Raw genomic sequence first — 7585 nt, 5'->3', positions numbered from 1 at the left:
CCAAATCGAAGCCAAATTTGCTCAAATCGATGACAGGTTTGCCCAAATCGATGACAGGTTTGCCCAAATCGAAGCCAGACTTGCCCAAATCGACGGCAGATTTGCCCAAATCGATAACAGATTTGCCCAAATCGAAGCCAGACTTGCCCAAATCGATGACAGCTTTGCCCAAATTGACGACAGGTTTGCCCAAATCGATGACAAATTTGAATTCTACAACGCGAATCTGGAAGCTTCCTTCTCCAGATTAGAGAGTGAAATTTTTAAGCTTCAGGATGCTGTTAAGGACATTAATTTAAGACTTGACAATGAGATTATGCCAAACATCCGGCTGCTGTCTGAGAATTATGTCCCGGCGGCGAAGCGGTATGAGGCAGCCTCGGATGAAATCATTGCGATCCGCTCTGATGTGGATCTTTTAAAGATTGTTGTATCCCAGCACAGTAAGCGGCTGGAGCAGATGGCTTAGCCGCCTGTTATCCATTCGCCCTGTTTATGTATTCCCGGAGTCTCTCCGCGCCTGATTTTGTGAGTACATGTTTTTGATAAGGAGGTTTTATCATGGCATTTGACGGAATTGTAATTGCAGGTCTTGTAAAAGAATTGAATGATAAGCTGGCCGGCGGACGGATTACGAAGATTGCACAGACGGAAAAGGACGAGCTTCTTTTTACAGTAAAGGGCCCGCGGGATACGTTTCGGCTTCTTCTCTCGGCGAATGCCAGCCTTCCGTTAGCTTACCTGACGGATGTCAGCAAGCCCAGCCCGCTGACGGCTCCGAATTTCTGTATGCTGCTGCGCAAGCATATCGGAGGCGGACGGATTTGCTCAGTCAGCCAGCCCGGCTTGGAGCGCTGCATCCATTTTGAAATTGAGCATCTGGATGAGATGGGCGATCTGTGCCGGAAGCTTTTGATTGTGGAGCTTATGGGAAAGCACAGCAATATTATTTTCTGTACGCCGCAGCTTCGGATTATTGACAGCATTAAGCATATCTCCTTTCAGGTCAGCTCTGTGCGGGAGGTGCTTCCGGGCCGCGATTATTTTCTTCCCCGGACTGTGGAAAAGTCGGATCCCCTCTCCGTCTCCGAAGAGGATATGGCGGCGCTTTTCGCCTCCTCAAAGCTGCCGGCCGGCAAAACGGTTTATACTGGTTTTACGGGGATCAGCCCTGTTATGGCTGAGGAGTTCTGCCATCTCGCTTCCATTGATTCCTCTGTTCCGGCCATGGAGCTCTCCGAAGCGGAGCGCGTCCATCTCGCGCACACGCTGGCGCGCTGTTTGGAGCTTGTCCGGGAGGGGGATTTTGAGCCCTGTATCGTCTTTAAGGGGGATGAGCCGCTGGAGTTTGCCGCCCTTTCCCTGACCTCTTATCCGCCCTCCTGCAGTGTGCGCCGTTTTGAATCAATCAGCCGGGTTCTGGAGACCTACTATTCCTCCAAAAACACCATCACCCGGATCCGGCAGAAATCTTCGGATCTGCGCCGGATCGTGCAGACGGCTCTGGAACGGAATTATAAAAAGCTTGATCTGCAGCTAAAGCAGCTAAAGGACACGGAGAAACGCGATAAATACAGGGTATACGGCGAACTGATTAACATCTACGGCTATGAATTAAGCGGCGGGGAGAAGGAGCTTTCATGCATTGATTTCTATACGGACGCCCCGGCGCGGATTCCTTTGGATCCGCAGCTAAACGCCAGGGAAAATGCCCAGAAATATTTTGATAAGTATAACAAGCTCAAACGCGCCTTTGAAGCGCTTAAAGAGCTCACGCAGGAGACAAAACGGGAGATCGGGCATCTGGAGTCCATCAGCGCCTCCCTTGATATCGCGCTGAAGGAAGAAGATCTGACACAGATTAAGCAGGAGCTGACGGAATACGGCTTTATCAAAAAGCACGGCCCGTCCGGAAAAAAGGAGCGCATCACCAGCCGTCCCTTCCATTACCGTTCCACAGACGGGTTCGATATCTATGTCGGGAAAAACAATTACCAGAACGAGGAACTGACCTTTAAGATCGCCTCCGGAAACGACTGGTGGTTCCACGCAAAGGGGATTCCCGGCTCCCATGTCATCGTAAAAGCGGACGGGCGCGATCTGACGGACCGCACCTTTGAGGAAGCGGGCGCTCTTGCGGCCTACTACTCAAAAGGCCGCGGCAGTGAAAAGGTGGAGATTGATTACATTCAGAAAAAACATATTAAAAAAGTGGCTGGGGCTGCGCCGGGATTTGTGATTTATCACACGAACTACTCTATGGTGGCTGTGCCGAAGACAGCGCTTGTGGAACAAATCTAAATTGCTGACACGTTCATTACTCATCCAGCAACCACGCTGCAAGCAACGGGGCGTCAAGCTTGCAGCGCCGCAAGACAGCGGGAATATAAAGGATTCTGCAGCCTCCTGCCATTATAAAATACAGAAGCTTATCGCTAATTGAGGAAAGCGGCTGCACTTCTGACCCGCTGCAATATATGGAGATCCGAATGCGCTTTTTTACAGAATACCCCAACGAGGCGCACATTTTCTTTGAAGCTATCCTGCAGCCCCAGGAAAAATTACGGGACAGGATAAAACAGATTTTAGAGCCCTTTGAGAAGATCAACGAAAAAATCTACCGCAGTGCCATCTCCGGCATCACACTGCGGGACGGAATCACGGAAGAGGATGCTATTGAGTATTTCCGCCAGATGCAGTGTATGTTCAATGGGTATTTCAGCAGCTTTTCCTACCGCTATATGACGCTGGATAAGCAAATCAGGGAACATGAAATAAACCTTTCCAAATTGCTTGACTTCATGCTGTATGGACTTGCAAAAGGAGGAACACAAAAATGATACAAATATTGCAATGGCTTATCGTACTTATGCTGGCGATGCTTGCCGGCAGGCTTGTTTCCAGAATCAAACTGCCGTCTATTTTAGGATGGCTTATCATCGGTATGCTTTTCGGTCCCCACGCGCTCGGCCTGATGCCTCAGCCAGTCCTCGACTCTGTGCGGTACAAGACCGTTATCATGTGGATGCAGTGCGCGTTTGGACTGATGCTGGGGACGGAGCTTGTGTGGAAAGAACTCAAAAGCTGCGGCAAGGGTCTGATTGTCACCACTCTGCCCCAGTCTTTGGGCACTTTTTTCTTTGTAACGCTTGTCTTTGCCATTGCATTTTTGCTGGCAGGCGCGCCTGTTTACCTTGCCTTTATCTTCGGCGGGATTGCGCTGGCTACCCCCCTGCGCCGGCCTTGTCCATCGTAAATGAGAACCTTACATAAAGAACGATGTATACATTGGCAACCGGCAAGATAGTTTGGCTGGTATGTACCCCGGTGTAAAACCGGGGCTTTTTTGTGTCAGGCTTCGATATAACCCACGAAATTGTAATGGATTTTGATGTCCCGGACGGTGCATCCGTCCTCGACTTTCTTTTCTCCAACCTCGATTCGCTTGATGAGCCGCAGGAGGGTGGGACGGTCGAGTTCTTCCAGCTTTGCGTACTCTCTAATCAGCTTCATCCACTGCTGGACATCATCCGTCTCCTGCTGGTACGCCTCCAACTCACCCGACAAATGCGCCCTCTGCTCCAGCTTGTCGGCGCGTTCGGCTTCGTACCGGTTCATCAGCTGGACGCAGACGGCCTCCGGGATGCGCCCCATCACCTTGTCCTCATAGATGGCCTGGGTCAGCCTGGAAAGTTCCGCAAGCCGTTTCTCAATAGCCGTCAGAAGAAGTCTGGTCTGCTTCATCTGTTCGGCGGACGATGCCCTGCGCTGGGTCTGGATTTGCTCAATCAACCCGGATGGGTCGTTCCTCGCCTGTTTCGCTTTCATGCGGATGTCGGTCAGGACAACCTGTATCAGCACCTTTTGATTCATCGTGTGGGCCGTACAAATGTCTTTTCCACCGCAGCAGTACCGATTGCACAGGTAACTTTCATAGGTGGACCTGACCGGGGTCCCGTCCTTGCACTTGTGGTAGTCCCCATGATGGCGCATGGTCGAGCCGCAATCCATACAGTAAAGCAGTCCGGCAAACAGAGCGGTCTCCCCATTTGCCTGTGTCCGGCTCCGGGCGTTCTGCTGCTCGATTGTCCGTACCAGTTCCCAGACCTCCATCGAAATCAGCGGCTCATGCGTACCCTCGACACGAATCCACTCGGCCTCCGGCTTGCCCACCTGCTTGTGAACCTTGTAGGAGATATTGCCGGTTTTGTTCTGCACCGTATGACCGATATAGACCTCATTGCGAAGGATGGCCTTCACGGTCTGGGCTTGCCAGTAGCCTCCGTCCTGCCGGGGATTGACCATGCCTTTCTGCAAGTAGTAGAGGTCGCGGGGCGTGGACATCTTCTCCTCATTCAGCGTTGTGGCGATTTTACGGTACTGAGTCCCTGACAGCGCATATCGAAAATACGCCGCACAAGGGGCGCTGTTGCCGGGTCGGGAATGAGGATGTGCTTGTCATCAGGGCTTTTCAGATAGCCGATAGGGGCATAGCATCCCACATACTTCCCGGCTTGAAACGAGGAGCGTTTGACTGCCCTGATTTTGGCGCTGGTGTCCCTGGCGTAGAGGTCGTTCATGACATTTTTCAGAATCACCAGCATCTCATTGTTTTTGTGAGCGGTGTCCACCCCATCATTGAGGGCGATGAACCGGCAGCCGAGGCTCGGAAAAACGATGTCCGTATACTTCCCGCTTTCGATATAATCTCTGCCGAGACGACTGAGGTCCTTACAGAGTACCAGATTGATTTTTCCGGCGGTGGCGTCGGCGATAAGCTGGTTGAACCCAGGCCTATCGAAGGTCGTACCTGAGACCCCATCGTCACAGTAGGCGGCATAGAGGTTCCAGCCCTGCTCCAGGACATAGCGGCTGAGCATCTCCCTCTGGTTCTCCACGGACACGGACTCGCCGGTTCTCTCGTCCTCCCGGCTGAGCCTGCAATAAATTCCAACATTGTAAGTTTCCTGCATCTTTGATTTTACCTCCCAAAGAGCAGTGCGAATGGCGGTCGATTACCTACCGCCATTATAGCACGCTCACACTCTGATGCAAAGGCCCTTTACGCGATACGGCTGAGTTTTTCCATCGCCGCCAAGTCGAGCAGATCACCCAACTGTCCTTTGTCAGAAAATACACTTTTGACCCGGTAGACCACGCCGCCGATTTTGACTTCGGTGTAATCGTTCAGGCGGCTGACCTCCTTTCCTTCCACAGGTTCCGGGGACGGAACAGCCCTCCGGTTCATGTTCAGCTTCTCCATACCGTCACGCCCCTTCCGAATCATCAGGGGTGGGCGTGTAGGTTGTGTAGGTATTGCAGATATTTTTACGACCGTCACCGGCACTCAAAATACCGTCATTACCTACATTATCTGCATCGTCCATGTCGGTGCTGACCCAGGGAGCATTCAAATCCAGCAGAGAGACCAGCCGGCCCTTCCCAGTGCGTTTCCCGGAACGGTAGCGGACGCCATACTCTCGCTCAAGTTCTCCGATGCTGGCGTTCAGTAGCCGGGTCAGTGTGTTCGGCTCGGCGTTGATTTCCGTTTCCGCCTTCAACTCGTCCAGCAGCACAGCGGCGTAACCCCGCCACACGCCATGCACCTGGGTGAAGGTCTGAACGGCAGTCAGGATAGGGTCAGGCTCTTTCTGTGAGGCCTCGCCCCCAAAGGAAACAAACTCCCACACTTTCCTCTGCTTGTCAAAGCGGAGGTTCAGTTGAGTGTCGGCCACCTCCCGCCCGGTCACATCCAGCGTGGCGGAGGTCTCCATCCGGGAGGACTTTTGCAGGACAAGCGCCCCGTCAGCGCACCCCAGCAGGCCAGTCGTGCCGGAGATCATGTTGAAGGAGTCGGCGGACCCGGCCTTGCGGGTGTGGTGGACTACCAACACCGTTATCAGGGATCGGTCGGCGATTTTCTTCAAGGCGCATACCGTCTCGTAGTCGCTGGCATAGTTGTACTGCTCCTGCCCGGCCTTGCGAACGCGCTGGAGGGTGTCGATGATTGCCAGCTTCACATGGGGATGGGCGGCGAGGAAATTGGTAAGCTGTTCCTCGAAGCCCTCGCCGATATACAGGGCCTCGGTCGCCAGCCAGATGCTGCCGGGAGTTCCACCGCTGACATCGTTCAGCCTCTGCTGCATCCTCTGGAAGGTATCCTCCAGGCTGATGTAGAGGACACCACATTGTTCCGTTTTCATTCCCCAGACCGGCTCGCCCTTGCTGACCTGGTTCGCCAGCCACAGCACCAGCCAGGACTTGCCCACCTTGGGCGCTCCGGCGAGGATGTAGATGCCTTGACCCATCAAACCGTCAATCAAAGTGCCGGACGGGGCGTAGGTCGTGTCCAGCAGTTCCTCCGCCGGGATTACTTTCAGTTCAGGGATTTTCTGTTTTTCTTCCGTCATTCACAGTTCCTTTCACGGCATCCGCCAGCGAACACCATAACGCTGGCGGAGACAGTGGGTGAAGCGGCGAAGCGGCCCGGATGACCTCCTTCCTGTCCGGGCTGGCCGCTGATTTGGCATGTATGCCGGGTTGTTCTATATACGGAAGTTTATAGAGTTCAATTCTGAACTGTACTTATCATTATAGCCGTTCAGAAATGTGCTGTCAAGTGATTTGCAAAAATTCCTTTCATTTTTGAACGGCGTGTGATATAATATCCGGCAGGACGGCTATACTCAAATCAACACCAGAACAGGGAGGGCGCGGCATGGAACTGCTGTCAATTAACTCGACATTGGGAGAGCGAATAAGGTTTTACCGCCAGCAGGCGGGGCTGACGCAAAAAGAACTCGCCGCCCTATGCGAGGTCAGCGAGTCCGCTATCAGGAATTATGAACTGGGGAACCGAGTGCCGGATTTTCTCACGCTCCATATAATCGCCGAAAAACTCCGGGTCAACTACGCCGCCATCAGCGGTGAAAAAATCTCGGATATGGAAGGGGCGCTGCAGGCGTTATATAAGCTGGAGGAGATTTACGGATTGTACCCGACGGAGGTGGGCGGGCATATCCATTTTGTGTTCAGGGACAGTGTGGCAATGGACGATTTCAAGCCGGATATAGAGACCATCACGAGAAGTCCCGGTGCGTTGCTCCAATACCGTACTCTGGGATTTATGAAAGCCTGCGCCCAGCACGATGTCGGAGAAATGACCGATGAGGAGTACGCCCTCTGGAAAAGCAAGTTCCCGGCGTTCCTGAGCGACTTCTACGAATTTCGGAAACAGGCAGGGCAGACAGAAGAAGAAAACTTTGATGGCGATGCTCCCGTCTCTTCTGAAAAACCGCAGTCCCCGAAGCGGAGACGGGAACGGAAAATCAACAGTGGGCGGTAGCCAGAAGCGGCGGAACGCCGCGCAACCAACCTCGGTAACGAGGTTGTTCAAAGGGTTTGGGACGCTTCCCAACAAGCAGAAACAGCGATTTCCGGCGGAGCCGGGAACCGCTGTTTCGAGGCTTTGTGGGAACAAAGACACTGCTTGCGGGATAGCGAAATTCCATCAATGGACAGAGTGTTTCCATTGATTTTAGAGTAGTAAAGTGGGATGGACAGAATTTGTCCACCCCACTACAGT

8 protein-coding genes and 1 pseudogene are annotated in these 7585 nt (G+C 53.0%); 5 read left to right on the top strand and 4 right to left on the bottom strand.

Annotated features, from left to right (window positions below; genetic code table 11):
• The 4 genes and pseudogenes from NFS31_RS21660 to NFS31_RS21645 form a co-directional block, all read left to right on the top strand.
• Positions 1-469, top strand: a pseudogene (locus NFS31_RS21660) (hypothetical protein); the annotation flags it as partial.
• 92 nt (positions 470-561) lie between these two features.
• The gene (locus NFS31_RS21655) at positions 562-2301 is read left to right on the top strand and encodes an Rqc2 family fibronectin-binding protein (protein WP_251499867.1); all 1740 of its coding nucleotides are present in this window, start codon (positions 562-564) and stop codon (positions 2299-2301) included.
• A gap of 176 nt (positions 2302-2477) precedes the next feature.
• Positions 2478-2840 carry a hypothetical protein gene (locus NFS31_RS21650; RefSeq protein ID WP_416389492.1) on the top strand — a complete coding sequence of 121 codons (363 nt, stop codon included), beginning with the start codon at positions 2478-2480 and terminating at the stop codon, positions 2838-2840.
• Positions 2837-3256, top strand: coding sequence for a cation:proton antiporter domain-containing protein (locus tag NFS31_RS21645; RefSeq protein WP_251499860.1), 420 nt, complete (start codon positions 2837-2839; stop codon positions 3254-3256). The genes NFS31_RS21650 and NFS31_RS21645 overlap by 4 nt, the downstream gene beginning before the upstream one ends.
• A 95-nt stretch (positions 3257-3351) precedes the next feature.
• On the opposite strand, the gene NFS31_RS21640 is transcribed toward NFS31_RS21645, so the two are convergent.
• The 4 genes from NFS31_RS21640 to NFS31_RS21625 form a co-directional block, all read right to left on the bottom strand.
• The gene (locus NFS31_RS21640; RefSeq protein WP_251499875.1) at positions 3352-4359 is read right to left on the bottom strand and encodes a DUF4368 domain-containing protein; all 1008 of its coding nucleotides are present in this window, start codon (positions 4357-4359) and stop codon (positions 3352-3354) included.
• Positions 4356-4973 carry a recombinase family protein gene (locus NFS31_RS21635; RefSeq protein ID WP_251499856.1) on the bottom strand — a complete coding sequence of 206 codons (618 nt, stop codon included), beginning with the start codon at positions 4971-4973 and terminating at the stop codon, positions 4356-4358. Before NFS31_RS21635 ends, NFS31_RS21640 begins: the two co-directional genes overlap by 4 nt.
• An 89-nt stretch (positions 4974-5062) precedes the next feature.
• Entirely contained in the window at positions 5063-5263 is a 201-nt protein-coding gene (locus NFS31_RS21630) for a hypothetical protein (protein ID WP_120396551.1), read from the bottom strand.
• 4 nt (positions 5264-5267) lie between these two features.
• On the bottom strand, positions 5268-6410 hold the full coding sequence (locus tag NFS31_RS21625) for an AAA family ATPase (RefSeq protein WP_251499853.1): 1143 nt from the start codon (positions 6408-6410) through the stop codon (positions 5268-5270).
• Between the two features lie 308 nt (positions 6411-6718).
• Here NFS31_RS21625 and NFS31_RS21620 point away from each other — a divergent pair, with 308 nt between their 5' ends.
• The gene (locus NFS31_RS21620) at positions 6719-7345 is read left to right on the top strand and encodes a helix-turn-helix domain-containing protein (protein ID WP_251499850.1); all 627 of its coding nucleotides are present in this window, start codon (positions 6719-6721) and stop codon (positions 7343-7345) included.
• Positions 7346-7585: the final 240 nt, after the last annotated feature.

Source organism: Otoolea muris, from assembly GCF_943193115.1.
Classification (GTDB): Bacteria; Bacillota; Clostridia; order Lachnospirales; family Lachnospiraceae; genus Otoolea; species Otoolea muris.
This window is presented reverse-complemented; position numbering and strand designations above follow the sequence as displayed.

Excerpts from the sequence above, each read along its gene's own strand:
- NFS31_RS21625 (WP_251499853.1), bottom strand. The coding sequence starts at position 6,410 with ATGACGGAAGAAAAACAGAAAATCCCTGAACTGAAAGTAATCCCGGCG.
- NFS31_RS21655 (WP_251499867.1), top strand. The coding sequence starts at position 562 with ATGGCATTTGACGGAATTGTAATTGCAGGTCTTGTAAAAGAATTGAAT.
- NFS31_RS21650 (WP_416389492.1), top strand. The coding sequence starts at position 2,478 with ATGGAGATCCGAATGCGCTTTTTTACAGAATACCCCAACGAGGCGCAC.
- NFS31_RS21645 (WP_251499860.1), top strand. The coding sequence starts at position 2,837 with ATGATACAAATATTGCAATGGCTTATCGTACTTATGCTGGCGATGCTT.
- NFS31_RS21620 (WP_251499850.1), top strand. The coding sequence starts at position 6,719 with ATGGAACTGCTGTCAATTAACTCGACATTGGGAGAGCGAATAAGGTTT.
- NFS31_RS21630 (WP_120396551.1), bottom strand. The coding sequence starts at position 5,263 with ATGGAGAAGCTGAACATGAACCGGAGGGCTGTTCCGTCCCCGGAACCT.
- NFS31_RS21635 (WP_251499856.1), bottom strand. The coding sequence starts at position 4,973 with ATGCAGGAAACTTACAATGTTGGAATTTATTGCAGGCTCAGCCGGGAG.